The 16,469-nt window shown below is 59.4% G+C and carries 15 protein-coding genes and 1 pseudogene; 8 read left to right on the top strand and 8 right to left on the bottom strand.

Going from position 1 to position 16,469, the window contains the following annotated elements; all coding sequences use genetic code 11:
• Positions 1-2: 2 nt before the first annotated feature.
• Complete coding sequence (locus NDJ82_RS13330; protein ID WP_099584272.1) at positions 3-797, bottom strand: MipA/OmpV family protein; 795 nt, start codon at positions 795-797, stop codon at positions 3-5.
• Positions 794-2,275, bottom strand: a complete 1,482-nt coding sequence (locus NDJ82_RS13325; protein WP_250925660.1) for an efflux transporter outer membrane subunit — start codon at positions 2,273-2,275, stop codon at positions 794-796. The genes NDJ82_RS13330 and NDJ82_RS13325 overlap by 4 nt, the downstream gene beginning before the upstream one ends.
• A 97-nt stretch (positions 2,276-2,372) precedes the next feature.
• Here NDJ82_RS13325 and NDJ82_RS13320 point away from each other — a divergent pair, with 97 nt between their 5' ends.
• The 3 genes from NDJ82_RS13320 to surE all read left to right on the top strand — a co-directional run bounded on the left by NDJ82_RS13320 (position 2,373) and on the right by surE (position 5,151).
• Positions 2,373-3,062 carry a response regulator gene (locus NDJ82_RS13320; RefSeq protein ID WP_099584274.1) on the top strand — a complete coding sequence of 230 codons (690 nt, stop codon included), beginning with the start codon at positions 2,373-2,375 and terminating at the stop codon, positions 3,060-3,062.
• A gap of 5 nt (positions 3,063-3,067) precedes the next feature.
• The gene (locus tag NDJ82_RS13315) at positions 3,068-4,243 is read left to right on the top strand and encodes a sensor histidine kinase (protein WP_250925659.1); all 1,176 of its coding nucleotides are present in this window, start codon (positions 3,068-3,070) and stop codon (positions 4,241-4,243) included.
• A gap of 104 nt (positions 4,244-4,347) precedes the next feature.
• The gene (gene surE, locus NDJ82_RS13310; protein ID WP_250925658.1) at positions 4,348-5,151 is read left to right on the top strand and encodes a 5'/3'-nucleotidase SurE; all 804 of its coding nucleotides are present in this window, start codon (positions 4,348-4,350) and stop codon (positions 5,149-5,151) included.
• On the opposite strand, the gene NDJ82_RS13305 is transcribed toward surE, so the two are convergent.
• Entirely contained in the window at positions 5,120-5,551 is a 432-nt protein-coding gene (locus tag NDJ82_RS13305) for a MarR family winged helix-turn-helix transcriptional regulator (RefSeq protein WP_099584277.1), read from the bottom strand. The genes surE and NDJ82_RS13305 overlap by 32 nt on opposite strands.
• A 329-nt stretch (positions 5,552-5,880) precedes the next feature.
• On the opposite strand from NDJ82_RS13305, the gene NDJ82_RS13300 reads away from it, so the two are divergent.
• On the top strand, positions 5,881-7,128 hold the full coding sequence (locus tag NDJ82_RS13300; protein ID WP_112195190.1) for a glycoside hydrolase family 68 protein: 1,248 nt from the start codon (positions 5,881-5,883) through the stop codon (positions 7,126-7,128).
• Positions 7,129-7,199: 71 nt separating this feature from the next.
• Here NDJ82_RS13300 and NDJ82_RS13295 read toward each other — a convergent pair whose 3' ends face one another.
• Positions 7,200-7,382: an AAA family ATPase gene (locus NDJ82_RS13295; RefSeq protein WP_191958712.1), complete on the bottom strand. Its 183-nt coding sequence runs from the start codon at positions 7,380-7,382 to the stop codon at positions 7,200-7,202.
• 110 nt (positions 7,383-7,492) lie between these two features.
• Positions 7,493-8,002 (bottom strand): DUF4142 domain-containing protein, encoded by a 510-nt coding sequence (locus tag NDJ82_RS13290; RefSeq protein ID WP_112195194.1) that lies wholly within the window; start codon positions 8,000-8,002, stop codon positions 7,493-7,495.
• Between the two features lie 611 nt (positions 8,003-8,613).
• Here NDJ82_RS13290 and fae point away from each other — a divergent pair.
• From fae to NDJ82_RS13270, 4 genes and pseudogenes are all read left to right on the top strand, one after another.
• Positions 8,614-9,126, top strand: coding sequence for a formaldehyde-activating enzyme (fae, locus tag NDJ82_RS13285; protein WP_158878186.1), 513 nt, complete (start codon positions 8,614-8,616; stop codon positions 9,124-9,126).
• Between the two features lie 10 nt (positions 9,127-9,136).
• Positions 9,137-10,171 (top strand): aldo/keto reductase, encoded by a 1,035-nt coding sequence (locus NDJ82_RS13280; protein WP_158878185.1) that lies wholly within the window; start codon positions 9,137-9,139, stop codon positions 10,169-10,171.
• Positions 10,168-11,601, top strand: coding sequence for an NAD-dependent succinate-semialdehyde dehydrogenase (locus NDJ82_RS13275; RefSeq protein ID WP_158878184.1), 1,434 nt, complete (start codon positions 10,168-10,170; stop codon positions 11,599-11,601). Before NDJ82_RS13280 ends, NDJ82_RS13275 begins: the two co-directional genes overlap by 4 nt.
• Before the next feature lie 3 nt (positions 11,602-11,604).
• Positions 11,605-12,391, top strand: a pseudogene (locus tag NDJ82_RS13270) (MFS transporter); the annotation flags it as partial.
• Positions 12,392-12,453: 62 nt separating this feature from the next.
• Here the strand turns inward: NDJ82_RS13270 and NDJ82_RS13265 are convergent.
• From NDJ82_RS13265 to NDJ82_RS13255, 3 genes are all read right to left on the bottom strand, one after another.
• Entirely contained in the window at positions 12,454-13,329 is an 876-nt protein-coding gene (locus NDJ82_RS13265) for a LysR substrate-binding domain-containing protein (RefSeq protein WP_158878183.1), read from the bottom strand.
• 225 nt (positions 13,330-13,554) lie between these two features.
• Complete coding sequence (locus NDJ82_RS13260) at positions 13,555-14,736, bottom strand: hypothetical protein (protein ID WP_158878182.1); 1,182 nt, start codon at positions 14,734-14,736, stop codon at positions 13,555-13,557.
• Positions 14,737-14,822: 86 nt separating this feature from the next.
• Positions 14,823-16,469, bottom strand: a complete 1,647-nt coding sequence (locus tag NDJ82_RS13255; RefSeq protein WP_191958709.1) for a dipeptide ABC transporter ATP-binding protein — start codon at positions 16,467-16,469, stop codon at positions 14,823-14,825.

Raw genomic sequence — 16,469 nt, 5'->3', positions numbered from 1 at the left:
TATCAGAAGGTGTAGTTGATGGCGAACAGGCCAAGGCCGGCGCTTTCACGCAGGACCAGCGGGCTGTTGCGGGCCTGGTCGGCGTACTGGGTCAGCGTCAGGCTGACCAGCGTCGACCAGTGTGCATCCAGGCTGTGCTGCCAGTTCAAGGCGGCGGAGTAGGCATAGATGCCTGCATCGGCGCTGTATTTTCCATAGAGCGAACGCTGGCTCTGCGCCTGGGTGACGCCGAAGTAGGTCTGGTTGTAGCGGCCATCGCCGGCGTGCGCATCGAGATCCAGGGCCAGGGTGTCGCTGTCGGTATGAAACAGAATGCCTTCGAGGCCAAAGCGGTAGCGGTTGCCCCGGTGCTCGCCGGCCATGCGCAGTTCGGCTTCGCCGCTGACCGACAGCCAGTCAAGCAGTTGCTGGCTGAGGGTGAAGTCGGCGACGGTGGCGCCGTTGACATCGCCCATGCCGTTCAGCTCGCGGCCGCCGGGGCGGCTGGTGCTGTCCTTTTCCTTGCGGCCCAGGTCGTAGTTGATCGCCGCGCTGGCAGCAAAGCCGCTGTCGGATTGAAATTGCACACCCAGGCCACGGGTGCTGTCGGCAAACAACACACCGCGCTGGATGCTGAACATCGGCAGTACGAGCGCCCGGTAGCGGTCTGCGCCCATGAAGCGCGGTGTGACGCCCATGCCGAGGCCCAGGGTTGCAGTGGTGGTGTCGGCCGCCTGTGCCTGAGGCGCCAGCGTGCAAGACATCAGCGCGGCGGCGCCCCAAAGCGCGGCACGGGTAGGAGGCGTGATCAAACTCATGATGGAACCCTTTCTGCGAAGGAAAATAACGGTGCGCCAGACAGCGCGCGATACAGCGCCAGGCGGTTGAACAACAACTGGTAGGTGGCCTTGCGTAATTCGATGGCGGCTTCAGCCAGGCGAATTGAAGCGCCGGTGTGCTCTGAACGGGCAGCCGCACCCACGGCGATTTGTTGATCAAGACGCTTGGCCTTCAAGGCGGTCAACGCCGCCAGATCAATTTGTGTGGTGGCGTTGGCCAATGCTTGCTGGCGCTGAGTCAACAGGTCGGCGATTTCGCGGAAGGCGTCCTGCACGGTTTTTTCGTATTGGGCGACTGCCGACTGTTGGCGAGCGGTGGCCAGGTCCAAGTTGGCCTGGTTGCGGCCGCCGTCGAACAACGGCAGGTTCAGTTGCGGGGTGAACAGCCAGGCGCCGCTGCCGGCCGAAAACAAGTTGCTCAAGCGCGGGCTGGCGATGCCGACACCGGTGCTCAAGGTGATCGAGGGGAAAAACGCTGCACGGGCGGCACCGATGTTGGCATTCGCCGCGCGCAGGGCTTCCTCGCATTGGCGCACATCGAAGCGCTGCAGCAGGCGCTGTGACGGCATCTCGACCAGCCATGGCGGGGGACTGAGGACGATGACGGCGCTGTCTGCCGCCGCTGTAGAAAGGGCAGCCTGATAGCCGGTGACCCACGCCAGCGCCTGTTGTGCACGCGAGTAGTCGGCGCTTGCATCCTGCAATAGCAGAGTGGCGCGACGCACCTCCATGCGCTGGGTGTCGACCGTGTCCTGGGCTACCAGGCCTTCCTTTTGCTGACCGTCGAGTACGCTCAGCAGTCGTTTCTGGTCGTCGAGAATTGACCGCGTGTCGGCCTGCACGCCCGCCTGCAAGCGCTCCTGCAAATACAGACGCGCCACTTCGACGATCAGCGCCTTGCGCGCCGCCAAAGCTCCGTAGCGCGTGGCGAGGTAGTTATGTTGCGCCGCTTCGGACAGGCTGCGCACCCGGCCGAAAAAATCCAGCTCGAAGTCCGATACTCCCACGGACGCGACCGCGATGTCCTGCCCGTAACGTTCGTCGGCGGCCTTGTCGTGCAAGTGCTGGCGGTTGCGTTGCAGCCCCAGGGCCACGGTGGGTAAGCGATCGGCGCGAGAAATGCCGTACTCGGCGCGGGCTTGCTCGACTCGCAGCAACGCCAGGCGCAGGTCACGGTTGTAGTCCAAGGCTTGTTCAACCAGAGCCGGCAACTGCGCCGATGAGTCCAGGCCGGCCAACAGGTGTTTTTCCTCTTCGGACAGCGCTTCCACGCTGTTGATCGTGGAGGAGGGCACGTCCGTTAACCGTGTGCCTTGCAGAGTGTCCGGCACTGGCAACGCGGGCGTCTGGTACATCGGCGCCAATGAGCAGCCGTTCAACATGCCCACCAGCAGCAAAACCGCGCCGAGGCGTTCAGGCAGCTTGATAGGCTTGGACAGCGGTGCAGTGGTCGGCATAGGATCGGTTCGCGAAAGTCGGGCGTAGGCCAATACTGGCAGCGGACTTTCAATAAACCGTTCGTGAATTATCAAGGTTTCATCAAGAGGCTTCTTTGTGTCAGGAAAACGTATCCTCATTGTCGAAGACGACGCCGACAGCGCCAATATTCTCGAAGCCTATCTGCGCCGGGACGGCTTTGAGGTGGCCTTGGCCGAAGACGGCCAGCGTGGCCTGGACCTGCACAAAAGCTGGCAGCCCGACCTGATCCTGCTGGACGTGATGCTGCCCCGCTTGAGCGGCACTGAAGTGTTGTCCGCCGTGCGCCGCAGCAGTGACACGCCGGTGATCATGGTCACGGCCATGGGCGATGAGCCGGAAAAACTCGGCGCCTTGCGCTATGGCGCGGATGACTATGTGGTCAAGCCCTACAGCCCGCGTGAGGTGGTGGCGCGGGTGCATGCGGTGTTGCGACGTACCCTGGGCAGCCAACCGGTCGAACAGCTGCTGCGCCATGAAAACCTGCGTGTTGATCTCACCGCCTTCACGGCCAGCCTTGAGCACCGCGATGCGCCGCCGCAGGTGCTCGACCTGACGCCGACGGAGTTCAAGCTGCTGGTGACGTTGCTCAAGACACCATCCAAGGCGTTCACCCGTGATGAGCTGCTGGAAATCTGCCTGCCGGAAAGCGAAGCCCTGGCACGGGTCGTTGATGCCCACGTACACAACCTGCGACGCAAACTGGAAACCCATGGCATCGCCGGGGTATTGGTGACCGTACGCTCCATCGGCTATCGGTTCAGGTAAGCCGCATGTTCAAGAAATCTCGGGTCAACGACAAACCGCTGTGGCGCTGGGTCGGTATGCGCATGAGCCTGTTGGCGATCGGCGCCGTTGTGGTGATTGCCCTGTGCATGTGGGTCAACTTCAAACTGTCGGACTGGTATTTCTTGCAGCGCCTGCCGCCGCAAGCGCGTGAGGAGTTGCTGCACCTGCGCGCCGAGCCGCAACTCAATGAAACACGCTTGCGCCAACTGGTTGCCGAATACTACCCGGTGGAATTCTTCCAACCGGATATCGCCAATCGCGACTGGCTGATCCTGGCCTGCCTGGTGCTGGCTGCCATCCCGATCATCATCATCTGTGGCTTGTGGTTTTCACGCCCCTTGTCCAGCCAGTTCTCGGCAATAGCCCAAGGGGCACGCCGAGTTGCCGGCGGAGATTTCTTCACGCGCCTGCCCATTCACCGGCACACCCCCGACGAGCTGCAACGCCTGATCGGCGACTTCAACAGCATGACCACGCAACTGGAGCGTTACGAGCGGGATGTGCGCGAGTCCAGCGCGGTCATCGCCCACGAATTGCGCACGCCACTGAATGCCGCCATGGGACGCGTGCAGGGCATGCTCGATGAGGTGTTCCCCAGCGATGCCGTACAGTTGGGCATGGTCAAGCGTCAGCTCGATCAGCTCAGGAAACTGGTGGATGACTTGCACCTCTTGTCGATGGCCAGGGCGGGTCGACTGGTGCTGGAGCGCAGCGACTTTTCCCTGGCGGCCCTGGTGAGCGAACGGCTGGCCTGGTTCCAGCCGCAATTGGATGACGTCGGTGTGCAGACGTACATCACTATCACCGACGGTTTTCGTATCAATGCCGATCGCGATCGCCTGGGCCAGGTGCTGAATATCCTGATCGATAACCTGCTGCGCTATGCGGCAGGGGGCGGTGAATTGAGCATCATGGCGCGGCAGGTCGAAGGGCGGGTGGTGATTGAGATCGGAGACCTTGGCCCTGGTATCGAGGCGCAACACCTGGACAGTGTCTTTGACCGCTTCTGGCGTGCAGAGCGTTCCAGGGCGCGTTACTCGGGCGGCAGCGGGTTAGGCCTGTCCATCGCCCGGGCGATTTGCCAGGCCCATGGCGGCGCCATTACCGCCAGCAATCGTAGCCAGGGCGGCACTCTGATCAGGGCGGAATTTCCGTCATAGCGGCCGCGTTAATATCTATGGCTAGATAGCTATTAATATATAGGTAATAATTGCCCCGACGGCGTTAATTCGAGCGCCTGGCGCAGTATTGACGGGGCACGGCCATGGCGAACGGACAACATCGGTTCAAACGAATTCTGCTTACCAATGACGATGGCATCGATGCCCCAGGGCTCAAGGTACTGGAGCGCATCGCTTGCCAATTGGCGAGTGAGGTCTGGGTCGTCGCACCGCTGCTTGACCAGAGCGGCACCTCCCATTCCTTGAGCCTGCATGCCCCCCTGCGCATGAGCTACCAAGGCACACGCCGGTTTGCGGTCACGGGTACGCCAGGCGATTGCATCGCAGTGGCGCTCGGGCATCTGCTGAGTCACGACAAGCCGGACCTGACTTTATCCGGCGTGAATCGCGGGGCGAATCTGGGAACGGAAACGGTGTTTTCGGGCACCGTCGGCGCCGCGATGACAGGGTTGCTGTTCGGTATCCCATCCATTGCGTTGAGCCAGGCGTTTACCGACCGTACCGCAGTGCCTTGGGGAAACGCACTTGACCACGGGGCACGGGTTATTGAGCAACTCATGGCAATGGATTGGCCGCATGACGTGTGCCTGAACGTCAATTTTCCGAGTTGTGCCCCCGGTGCCGTGCTGCCTCTGAAGATAACGCGCCAAGGCAGTGGGCGCTTGGAGAGGGTCTCCGTACGCTCGGAAAATGACCCGCGCGGCCTGGAATACCATTGGCTTCAGTTGGAGCGGCATCAGGGCGCAGATGAGCCAGGGACCGAAACGGCGGAAAATCTTGCGGGGCACATCACCGCGACGCCTTTGCAGTTCGAACGCACGCACGCAATGGCGGGCGTTGTCTCTGATAATGGGTTCAGCGTTCCTCGTCGCGGCCATAGTGGCTGAGCTTGTCCATCAGCAGCCCGGCCGCTTCCAGTTGCTTGCGTTCACTGGCGGTGAGGCAGGCGTCTGCCGCCTCCGCCAGCCACTCATCACGGCGCTGACGGCTTGCTTGCAGGACGCTCTGGCCTTGTTCCGACAGCCCGATCCAGGTGCGTCTGCGGTCTTGCGTATCTGGCGTGCGGGTAATCAGGTCTCGTGCTTCCAAGTCCTTCAACAGCGAGGCAAGGTTGGATGAGCGGATGTTTTCCGCTTCGGCGATTTTTGAAGGCGTTGCCATGCCGTCCATTTGGTCGATGGCGCTCAGCACCAGCATCTGCGACCAGGTCTCGGGATGATTCTGCGCCTCTTGGCGCAGGCGCTTGTTCAAGCGCGTGAAGCGCCCGCGAAATAATGAGATGTCCATGCTGCAGTACCGTGGAAAAAACCTATGGGATTGTAACTAAATCGGGCGGGATGTGCTGTGGTTGCCTTTGTGCCGGATTGGCTGTGTCGAGCGCGCTTATTAAAAGCTCAAATGCTCTCATTTAATCAATGATTGCAACGTGCCATGAACTTGGTTGGCGAACGTTATATGTTGAGTAGTGGCATATAACTACTTAAATAATTTTTCATCCTGTGCATTTAGAGTTCCATGTTAAACCTTGTTTCGCACTATGGAGCTGGTCGAGATCGAAGTGTGCTGTGCACTTTAAAATCGGCTTGTCATATAAGCGTTAGTAAAAGGACATCAACATGAAACATGCGAATCACACACCTACTCGCTGGACTCGGGCTGATGCGCTGAAAGTCAATGAAAGTGACCCCACTACCACGCAACCGTTAGTGCCGGCTGATTTTCCCGTGATGAGTGACACGGTATTCATCTGGGACACCATGCCCCTGCGCGACCTCGACGGGGCGGTGGTTTCCGTTAATGGCTGGTCGGTAATTTTCACGTTGACCGCCGACCGGCGCCCCCATGATCCGCAGTTTATTGATGCCAACGGGCGTTATGACATCAAGCGCGACTGGGAGGATCGACACGGCCATGCGCGTATCTGCTTTTGGTACTCACGCACCGGCAAGGACTGGATTTTCGGCGGTCGTGTCATGGCCCCAGGCGTGTCGCCCACCACGCGGGAATGGGCAGGAACGCCGATCCTGGTCAACAATAACGGTGACATCGACTTGTATTACACCTGCGTTACACCCGGCGCGACTATTTCCAAGGTCAAAGGCCAGATAGTGACAACCGAGGAGGGCGTTGAACTCGTCAACTTCAATAAGGTGCACGCATTATTTGAGGCGGACGGGGTTTATTATCAGACCGAGTCGCAAAACGCGACGTGGAACTTTCGCGATCCAAGTCCTTTTATTGATCCGAAAGATGGCAAGTTATATATGGTGTTTGAAGGCAATGTCGCGGGTGAACGCGGCACCCATATAGTCGGCCCCGACGAGATCGGCCTGGTCCCGCCAGGCCACGAAGAGGTGGGTGGCGCTCGCTATCAGGTGGGGTGTATTGGCCTTGCCGTGGCCAAAGACTTGAGAGGCGATGAATGGGAAATATTACCGCCGTTGGTGACGGCCGTTGGCGTTAATGATCAGACCGAGCGCCCGCATTACGTCTTCCAGGACAACAAGTACTACCTGTTCACCATCAGCCATAAGTTCACCTATGCCGACGGTGTGACCGGCCCCGATGGCGTTTACGGGTTTGTCAGCGAACACCTGTTCGGCCCTTACCGGCCGATGAATGCCTCTGGCCTGGTATTGGGAAACCCACCCGAGCAGCCCTTCCAGACCTATTCACATTGTGTGATGCCAAATGGTTTGGTGACTTCGTTCATCGACAGCGTACCCACCCGCGACGGCGATTTCCGCATCGGCGGCACTGAAGCACCCACGGTCAGGATCCTGCTGCAGGGCGATCGCTCGTTTGTACGGGAGGCATATGACTACGGTTATATCCCGCCGATGCGGGATATCGTGCTGGATTGAGGGTGTTGCGCCGGTAAAGCCTGCCCGTTATCACGCCTGTGCGTGTCCCGTCCCAAGAAACCAAAAGCCACTCAGTCGAGTGGCTTTTGCGCGCGGAGAAAAATCTCGGTATCCCGATTAGACCTCAGACAAACCACGCGGCACGTTGAAGGCGCAGTTATATGAACGACCGGCAAGCCCGTGCGCAGACCAAGCTTACGCGCCAACGTGCTTTTGCCTGAGCCAGGTTGACCAACAATCATCACCCGTTGCATCGAAGCTCCTTTTCGCTTTGCACGCTGATTTTTTGGGGGAAAGATTCTACTTGAGCCACCCGCGTCGCAGTGAGGGACGGCAGGAGCCTCGCTAAAGGCTCCTGTGGTTGTCACTTCGCGTCACCGGCGTGAGCCTCTGACAGCGTTTTGGCATGCTCCAGATGCGATTTCAATTTGGGCAATGTTTCGGTGGCAAACGCTTTGACTTCAGCGTCCTTGCCTTCAGAAATCTCCTTTTCAAAGATTTCAATCGTGGCCTCATGCGCCTTAACCTGATTATTGGCATAAGCTTGATCGAAGGATTTTGCGCCGCGAAGTTCCAGAATCATCGCTTTGGCCTTGTCCATGAGCTCCGCACTGTCGGAAACCTTTAGATTTTTGGCGTCCGCAATTGTTTTAAGCTTCGCGTTCGCCGCGGTGTGATCCTTGATCATCATGTCTGCAAAGGCCTTAACATCGGCGGCACTGCCTTTTTCCTGGGCGAGCTTGCCAGCTTCGACTTCGGCTACTCCCTTGGCGGAAGCGTCCTCAACAAAATCGTCGTCTTGTGCTGCGAAAGCCCCTTGGGCCGCCAGGCTGACGAGCAAGGTAAGTGCGCAAGTTCTTAGTGCGTTTGGCATATCGATTTCCTCTTCATGTCTAATGAGCAATAGCGCCCATAAACTTGTGAGCGGTAGCCACGCATTACGTTCAAGGTTTCTTTAAAGCGACAGACTATCGGGCATAGAAGCCTGCGCATACACGGTTCGGCGTGCATGGGCTCGCGCGGTTTCATGGCCGAAAATACAATGGCATTTCTTCGTGTTTTTGTGAGCCATCCCCAAAAAATATTTTGACTGGGCTCTAACGCAGTGATTCAAGGTCGGCCGAATTGAGATTTGCCCCCAATTTTGCCCCTTGAAGCGCAGGATAATGCGAAATCGCGCTCTACCCTGCAGGGCTGGTCGGAGAATAATTGTATTCCGGCACCGTGCCGGTTTTTTTGGGTATGAGGAGAACTCATACCCCCATGACTTTTAATGGTTACGGCCCCTCCGGCCCCCGATGTTAAAAAATCGCAAACACAGCTCACCAATAACCAAAAGAGCGTTTGCAATCATGACTAAGCCCCTCTGCCGCGCCTCCGCCAGCCTCGTGTTGCGCTCTTCATACCCTGATGTTTGCCAGGCGATCTTCAAGATCCGCGTGCGCTTCTGATCACCCAAAATAAATCCAAAAAGAGTAACGACTCATGAAAGAACTCGACCTGTATATCGGTGAAGGTTTCGAAGGTCCTGGTGTGAATGCCGCACACATCAACATCCTGATCGGCCCGCGGAACGGGCCGGCGGGGCAGGCGTTTGCCAACAGCTTGGCGTCGCCGAGCCAAGGGCATTGCCCCTTTATGGTGATCGCCCAACCGAACATTCCGGTCAAGCCGATGACGCTCTACGTCAACAAGGCTGCGATCAGCAGCGACTTGCACGGCAACGCCACCTGGGGCGCGTCCCAGGCCGGGATTGCCAAGGCTGTGCTGGAAGCGCTGCTGGACGGCACCTTGCCGCCGGAAGCCGAAGACGAGTGGGCGATTGTCACCGCCAACTGGGTCAACCCGGCTTGCGATGATCTGGATGCGGTGTACTTGAATAACTACAACGCCTGCCGCACCGCGATCCGCGCCGCCCTGACCGGCAAACCGGAAACCGCGCAACTGGCGGATGTGGTCACTCACATCAGCAACCCTTTCTACACCCCGAAAGCCTGAGGTCTGAGCCATGCAATACATCCGTTTGGGCAACTCCGGCCTGCAAGTCTCCCGCTTGTGCCTGGGCACTATGAACATGGGCACCCCGGACTGGAAACCGTGGATCTTCGATGAAAAGCAAAGCGAGCCGATCGTCGCCCATGCCCTCGATAACGGGGTGAATTTCATTGACCTGGCAGACTTCTATTCCGCAGGTGTCGGTGAAGAAGTGGTCGGGCGCATCGTTAAGCGTCTGGCCCGTCGTGAAGATTTGGTCATCACCACCAAGGTCGGCTACGGCACCCGCAACGGCATCAACGCCAGCGGTCATTCGCGCAAACACATCATGGACAGCATCGACGCCTCGCTGAAGCGTTTGAACATGGATTACGTCGACGTGTTCATGCTGCATTACTTCGACCTGAATACCCCGGTTGAAGAAACCATGAGTGCGATGAACGACATTGTGCGCTCCGGCAAGGCTCGCTACATCGGTGTGTCGACCATGCTCACCGGGCAGTTGGCGAAGATCCTCATGGCTTGCGAACGCAATGGCTGGGTCAAGCCGATCAACATGCAGTTGCAACTGAACTGCGCCTACCGCGAAGAAGAGCGCGAGATGATTCCGTTCTGTCGTGATCAGGGCCTGGGTGTCTCGGTGTTCAGCCCGCTGGCTCGCGGCTTGCTTACCGGCGACGTGCAATCGACCCGCAACCAGACCGACTTCTTCACTCAGCAGATGTACAGCGACGAGGCTTCGTTCGAGATCGCTCATTCGGTACAGCGCGTCGCCCGCGCCCGTGGTGTGTCGAACGCGCAGATCGCTCAAGCCTGGGTCGCCAATCATCCGGGCGTCGATTGCATGCTGGTCGGCGCCGACACCACTGCGCAGTTCGACAGTGCCCTGGCGGCACTGGAGACCAAGCTTGATGCTGAAGAACTGCAGGAACTGGAACGTAACTACACCCCGTGCGACGTGATCAACGATTACACCGCCGGCAAACGCATCCTGCGCTCGGCTCGTCCGGGCCTGGAACGCTTTACTCTGACCGAGGCTGTGGCATGAGCACGCTGATCCGTAACGGCAATTTCATCGACGGCCAATGGTCGAGCGGCGGTGCGACCTATCCTGTATTGAACCCGGCCAATGGCGAAGTGATCGCCGACGTGCAAAAGGCCGGCGCCGAAGAAACCAACCTCGCCATCGCCGCGGCGAACCGCGCTTTGCCAGCCTGGCGAAAATTGACTGCCAAAGAGCGCAGTCAGCGCCTCAAGCGCTGGGGCGAGCTGATGCTGAGCAACCAGAAAGATCTGGCCACTTTGCTCAGTCGCGAACAGGGCAAACCGCTCGCCGAAGCTATGGGTGAAGTGGTCTATGCCGCAAGCTTTCTGGAATGGTTCGCCGAAGAAGCCAAGCGCGCTTACGGCGACGTAATCCCGAGCCATAAGGCTGATGCGCGAATCATTGTGGTCAAGGAGGCCATCGGCGTGGTTGCGGCGATCACCCCTTGGAACTTCCCGCTGGCAATGGTCACGCGCAAGGTCGGTCCGGCGCTGGCGGCGGGTTGCACAATGATTCTCAAACCATCGGAAGAGACACCTTTGTCAGCCTTCGCCTTGGCGGTGCTGGCCGAGCAGGCGGGCATTCCTGCCGGCGTGTTCAACGTCATCTCAGGTGACGCCGCAGCGATTGGCGGGGCGCTGCAAGCGAGCGGCATCGTGCGCAAACTCTCGTTCACCGGCTCGACCCGCACCGGTAAACTGCTGATGCGCCAAGCGGCAGATACGCTGAAAAAAGTCTCGCTGGAGTTGGGCGGCAACGCGCCGTTCATTGTGTTTGACGATGCTGATCTGGACGCCGCGGTCAAAGGCGCGATGGCCTCGAAATTCCGCAATACCGGGCAGACCTGCGTCTGCGTGAATCGTTTCTTCATCCAGGACGGCGTTTACGAAGCGTTCACCGGCAAACTCGCCGAAGCGGTCGCTGCGATGCGCGTCGGCAGTGCTCTGGACGGTGAAACCGAGCAAGGTCCGTTGATCAACGCAGCGGCGTTGGCCAAGGTTGAGTTGCACGTGAGTGACGCCTTGGAGAAGGGCGCCACGCTGTTGTGCGGCGGTCGTAGGCATGCGCTTGGCGGCACGTTCTACCAGCCGACCATTCTCACCGATGCCACCAGCGACATGCTGATCGCCCAGGACGAAACGTTCGGCCCCGTAGCTGCGTGCTTCCGCTTCAAGGACGAAGCCGACGTATTGCAACAGGCGAATGACACGCCCTACGGATTGTCGGCGTACTTCTACAGCCGCGACATCGGCCGCGTCTGGCGCATGGCCGAAGGCCTGGAAGCCGGCATGGTCGGGATCAACGAAGGCATCATCTCCACGGAAGTCGCGCCGTTTGGCGGCATCAAGGAATCGGGCCTGGGGCGCGAAGGCTCCAGGTACGGTCTGGAAGACTACCTGGAAATCAAATACCTGTTGATGGGGGGCCTCTAGCCCCGCTGGATGCTGGCCTCGTCGGCGATCCCGGCAGCGTTGATCCTGATCGCGCGGATCGGCACCCCGGAATCACCGCGCTGGTTGGTCAATCAAGGGCGGATCGCCGAAGCACGGGCGATTGTCAAAAAACACCTGGGTGCTATTCAGTCGCGAATACCGCAAGCGCACCGCGTTTAACTGCCTGTTCTTCGTCTGCATCGTGATGCCGTATTTTGCGATCTACACGTTTCTGCCGTCGATTCTGCAGAAGCTGGGCTTGGCGGAGGGCTTTGGCACTGAATTGATGTTGAACATGCTGCTGATCCTCGGCGCATTGATCGGCATCTGGTGCACGGTGAAATTCTCGCGCCGAGGCTTTCTGATCAACTCATTCATCATCCTGGCGGTGGCCTTGTTCATGCTGGCAGCTCTGCCGGGCAGCGCGCCATTCCTGATGGTGCTGGTGTTCGGTGTGTTCACGCTGGTGTTGTCAGCGGTGAGCAACCTGGTGGGCGTGTTCCCGGCCGAGAGCTTTCCGACCGAAGTGCGTGCCAGCGGGATTGGCCTGGCAACGGCTGTGAGTCGCTTGGGTTCTGCGGTCAGCACCTTTCTGTTGCCGGTGAGCGTGGCCGGGATCGGGTTGAGCCCGACCATGGGCATCCTGGCGTCGATTCTCGCACTGGGCGCGATCATTTCCTGGGCCTGGGCACCGGAGACCAAATCCCTGACGCTGAGCCAGGCGTGCAAGGCGCAGAGTCCGGTGGAGAGCGGTGCGCCGGTGACCGTCAAAGTCGCAGCACCGATCTAAAGAATGGGCACATTTCCAATGTGGGAGCGGGCTTGCTCGCTCCCACAGGGGGTATCCGTGTTTCAAGGATTACTGACCAACCCCAGCCACTGCGTAAACAACCGCACCTTCGACAATCCCTGCTTATCATTCGCCACATCCAGCCAATACCCATAAGGCCCAAGCACTTCAACCGCAGTGATCGGCAACAGGCTGCCATTCGCCAGTTCCTTTTCAATCATCTGTCGGTCAATCACCGCCAGCCCACCACCGGCCAGTGCTGTGTGGATCACCTGGTCCAGCGTGCTGAATTCCAGCCCTTGCGCGGCATCGACATCCTCGCGGCCCATCGCGGCCAACCAGTTCTCCCACACCTTCAAGCGTTTGCCGTCATGCAGTATGTGCAATAGCGGAAACTGCCGCAGATCCGGCGGCTGGCCATTGACGAACAACTCGGGGCTGGCCACTGCCATGTGCCGCTCCATTACCAGCAACTGACTGCTGCAATGGTTGGCCGCGTCGAGGCCGAAGCGGATGTGGCAATCGATTTCCGCGAGGCTGTCGTTGCCGTTCTGGTGGGTCACGCTGAGGCCGATGTCCGGGTAGCGCTGGCAGAACGCGCGCAAATGCGCTGATAACCAGCGCGTGGCCCAGGTGGGTGGCGCGACGATGCGTAGGCGTTGGCGCAGGTTCGGCACACGCACCGCTTGCAGGGCACGTTCGAGGTGGTCGAAGGCATCGCTCAATTGGGGGGAGAGGGCAAGGCCGGTTTGGGTCAGCGACAGACCTTGGGGTGTGCGGATAAACAGCGCCACGCCGAGATAATCTTCAAGCTGCTTGATTTGACGGCTGACCGCGCCTTGGGTGACGTTAAGACCCAAAGCCGCCTGACTGAAACTGCGATGCCGCGCGACTTCTTCAAAAATTCGCAGCATGTTGAGCGAGGGCAGTTGACGCATGAAAGAGTGACTCCATACCCGACTTCGACGCAGTAGTGCGCGGGCAGGTTTATTGTTTTTGGTGAATATTCTGTACGGCGTATCTGACTCCTTTCTGAGAGGCCGATGCAAGTGGTGTTTGGGTAAAAGTCTTCGCGAGCAAGCCCGCGCCCACAGGTTCAGCTCATAACCTGTGGGCGCGGGCTTGCTCGCGAAGAGGCCTTGAGAAACGTCAAACAGTCCGGATCAGAAATAATACCCAATGTTCATGTATAGCTGGTTTTCCCACTGATTATTCCCACCAGACGCCAGGCTTTGGGTGTAACTGCTGCCACCAATGTACGGGTCATTTTTGCCGTACAACCATTCCGTCGCGATCCACAATTTGCTGAAGGAAAACGAGGTCCCGAGGATCAGCCGTTGCGAGGTCTTGAACGCGTCGGCGGATTTATCGAAGGCGCTGTAGTTGGCGTACAGCTTCACACCGCTGATCTGGTCGAACAGGTATTTGCCGGCGACGTCATAGCTAAGGTCGGCGACGTACAAGTTGCCGCGACTGGCGACGTTGTAGGTGCCGTCGTACCCGCCAAGTGTGACGACTTCATCACTGCCACGGTTACGCGGCGACATCTGTTGCCGCGCCGCTTGCAGTTGCACGCCCCATGGGCCGTTCTTGCCAAGGTAGTGCACGGCTACGGCGTTGCGACGGCCATCGTTATCAGTGTCCTTGTTTTCCAGGGTCGAGGTCAGGCCGGAGAGGCCGATTTCGGATTTCCACGCGCCGAGGTCCAGGGCTTTGGCCACGCGCAGCACCACGGTATTGCGTTCCTGGTTGTCGCTCCCGTCGCCCACGTAGCTGTCGGCCCCGGACACCACGCTGGAATACGTTACCCCTTTGCTGGTGCCTTTACCTTGCCACGCCGGGCGCAGGTAGTAGCCGGCCTGGATGTTCCAGTCGCCACTTTGCTGGATGTACTTGGCGCCGACTTGTTGCACATCTTCCAAGCCGATGACGTTGCCCAGGGTTTCGTAAAAGGTGCTGCCGAAGTACGGCTGCAACCCGAACGGCACGGTATTCAGGCCTACCTGCACTTGTTGGTCAGGATTGAACTTGTAACCGACCCAGGCGAACTTGGCGAACTGGATATCGCCGTAGTTCTTGGTGTACTGGTAAGGATAGGAACGGCCGTAGAAGCGGTACTGGGCCTCGCCGATCCAGGTGTCGGAGTTGTACTTGGCGCTGAGGAACACCGTGTCCAGGCCGAACTTCTGAATGTCGCGGTCCGGGTCATAGTCCCAGCGCGCCCGAATGGCACCGCCGAGGTCAAGGTTGTCGGTAACCTGCACTGCCATGGCCGGGGCCGCAAAGGCGCCGAGCAGCGGAATGAGAGCGATGGAACGGACCGCAATCTGGGTAGTCGTGCGCATAGTGTACTCCTGGTTTTTTAGTTATCGTTGGCAACAGCAGCCCATGGCGCAGCGAACGCTGCACCCTGGGAAAAAGGCTTGTTAACTCAGTTGGTTTGCGGTCGGATCAGCCTCAGCGCGGGTTCGGCAACAGGCACCACCGGAATCGCCGAAGCGCCGGGAGCTGCAGCCAGCAAGGTCTGGGTGTAGGCGTTTTGCGGCCGCAGCAGCACCTGTTCCGCCGTGCCGTACTCCACCACTTCGCCCTGGCGCATCACCGCGATGTAGTCACTGATTTGCGCCGCCACGCGCAGGTCGTGGGTGATGAACAAGATGCTTAGGTTGAGGCGCTGTTGCAGCTCGGCGAGCAGCTCCAGTACCTGTTTTTGCACCGAAACATCCAGCGCCGATACGCTTTCATCCGCAATCAGCACTTCCGGGCGCATCGCGAGGGCCCGGGCTATGCCGATGCGCTGACGCTGGCCACCGGAGAACTGCCGGGGCTTGCGCTTGAGGGCGTCACGCTTGAGCCCGACCTGTTCCAGCAAATCACCGGCCTCGGTCCACGCATCCTTGGCCGACAACCCGCGCAATTGCGCCGCGCGGGCGATGATATCGCCGACCCGGTGCCGTGGATTGAGCGAGCCGTACGGGTCCTGGAAAATCATCTGAATCCGCCGCCGATTGGCCGCCAGCGCGGAACCGCGCAATGCCAGGAAATCCGTGTCACCCACCCAGACATGGCCGCTGTCGCTTTCCACCAGCCGAATTGCGGCTTTGACCAAGGTGCTTTTGCCCGAGCCGGACTCACCCACAATCGCCAGTGTCTTGCCCCGTGGCAGTTGCAGCGAGACATCCTTGAGCGCCGGGACCAAGCGGCCGCCGACGTTGTAGGTCTTGGTCAAGTGCTCAATGCGCAACGCCAACTCTCCATCGGCGCACGGCGCGTGCAACTCTGGGTGCAGGGCCGGAACAGCGGCAATCAACTTGCGGGTGTACGGGTGTCTTGGAGAGTTGAGTACTTGATCGCGTTCACCGATTTCCACCAGCACACCGGCCTCCATCACCGCGATGCGGTCAGCGATTTCTGCCACCACGCCGAAGTCGTGGGTGATGAACAGGATGCCGTGCTGACCTCGACCGCGCAGGTCGCGGACCAGTTTCAGCACTTGGGCCTGTGTGGTCACATCCAGCGCAGTCGTCGGTTCGTCGGCAATCAGCAAATCAGGGTTCATCGCCAGCGCCATGGCTATCACCACCCGTTGGCATTGGCCGCCCGAGAGTTGATGCGCGAAACTGTTGGCAATCCGTGGCGGATCGGGCAATTGAGTCGAGTCGAGCAGGGCGAGCATACGTTCGCGGCGCTCCGTGGCGGGCATCTGCGGCGCATGAATGTCGAAGATTTCTTCGACCTGCTGACCAATGCGAATCGCCGGATTCAGCGCTGCCATGGGCTCCTGGAAAATCATCGCAATGCGGTTGCCGCGCAGCGTGCGCAGAGCGTTTTCGTCCATGCGGCAGATATCGTCGCCGAGGAAATCGATCACGCCTTCACTGTGGCGCAGGCCTTTGGCGTAATCGCCCATGATCGCGGCCGAGAGTACCGATTTGCCGGAGCCCGACTCGCCGATCACACACAGAATTTCGCCTTTGCGTACATCCAGGCTGATGCCCTTGACGGCGTGGCTACGATCGGCGCCGGCGGGCAGTTCGATGGAGAGGTTTTCCACTCTCAATACTTGTTGATGACTCAT

The organism is Pseudomonas sp. SR18 (genome assembly GCF_023701505.1).
GTDB classification, from domain to species: domain Bacteria; phylum Pseudomonadota; class Gammaproteobacteria; order Pseudomonadales; family Pseudomonadaceae; genus Aquipseudomonas; species Aquipseudomonas cyclaminis.
Note: the sequence above shows the minus strand (reverse complement) of the source record. Positions and strands in the feature narration are given on the sequence as shown.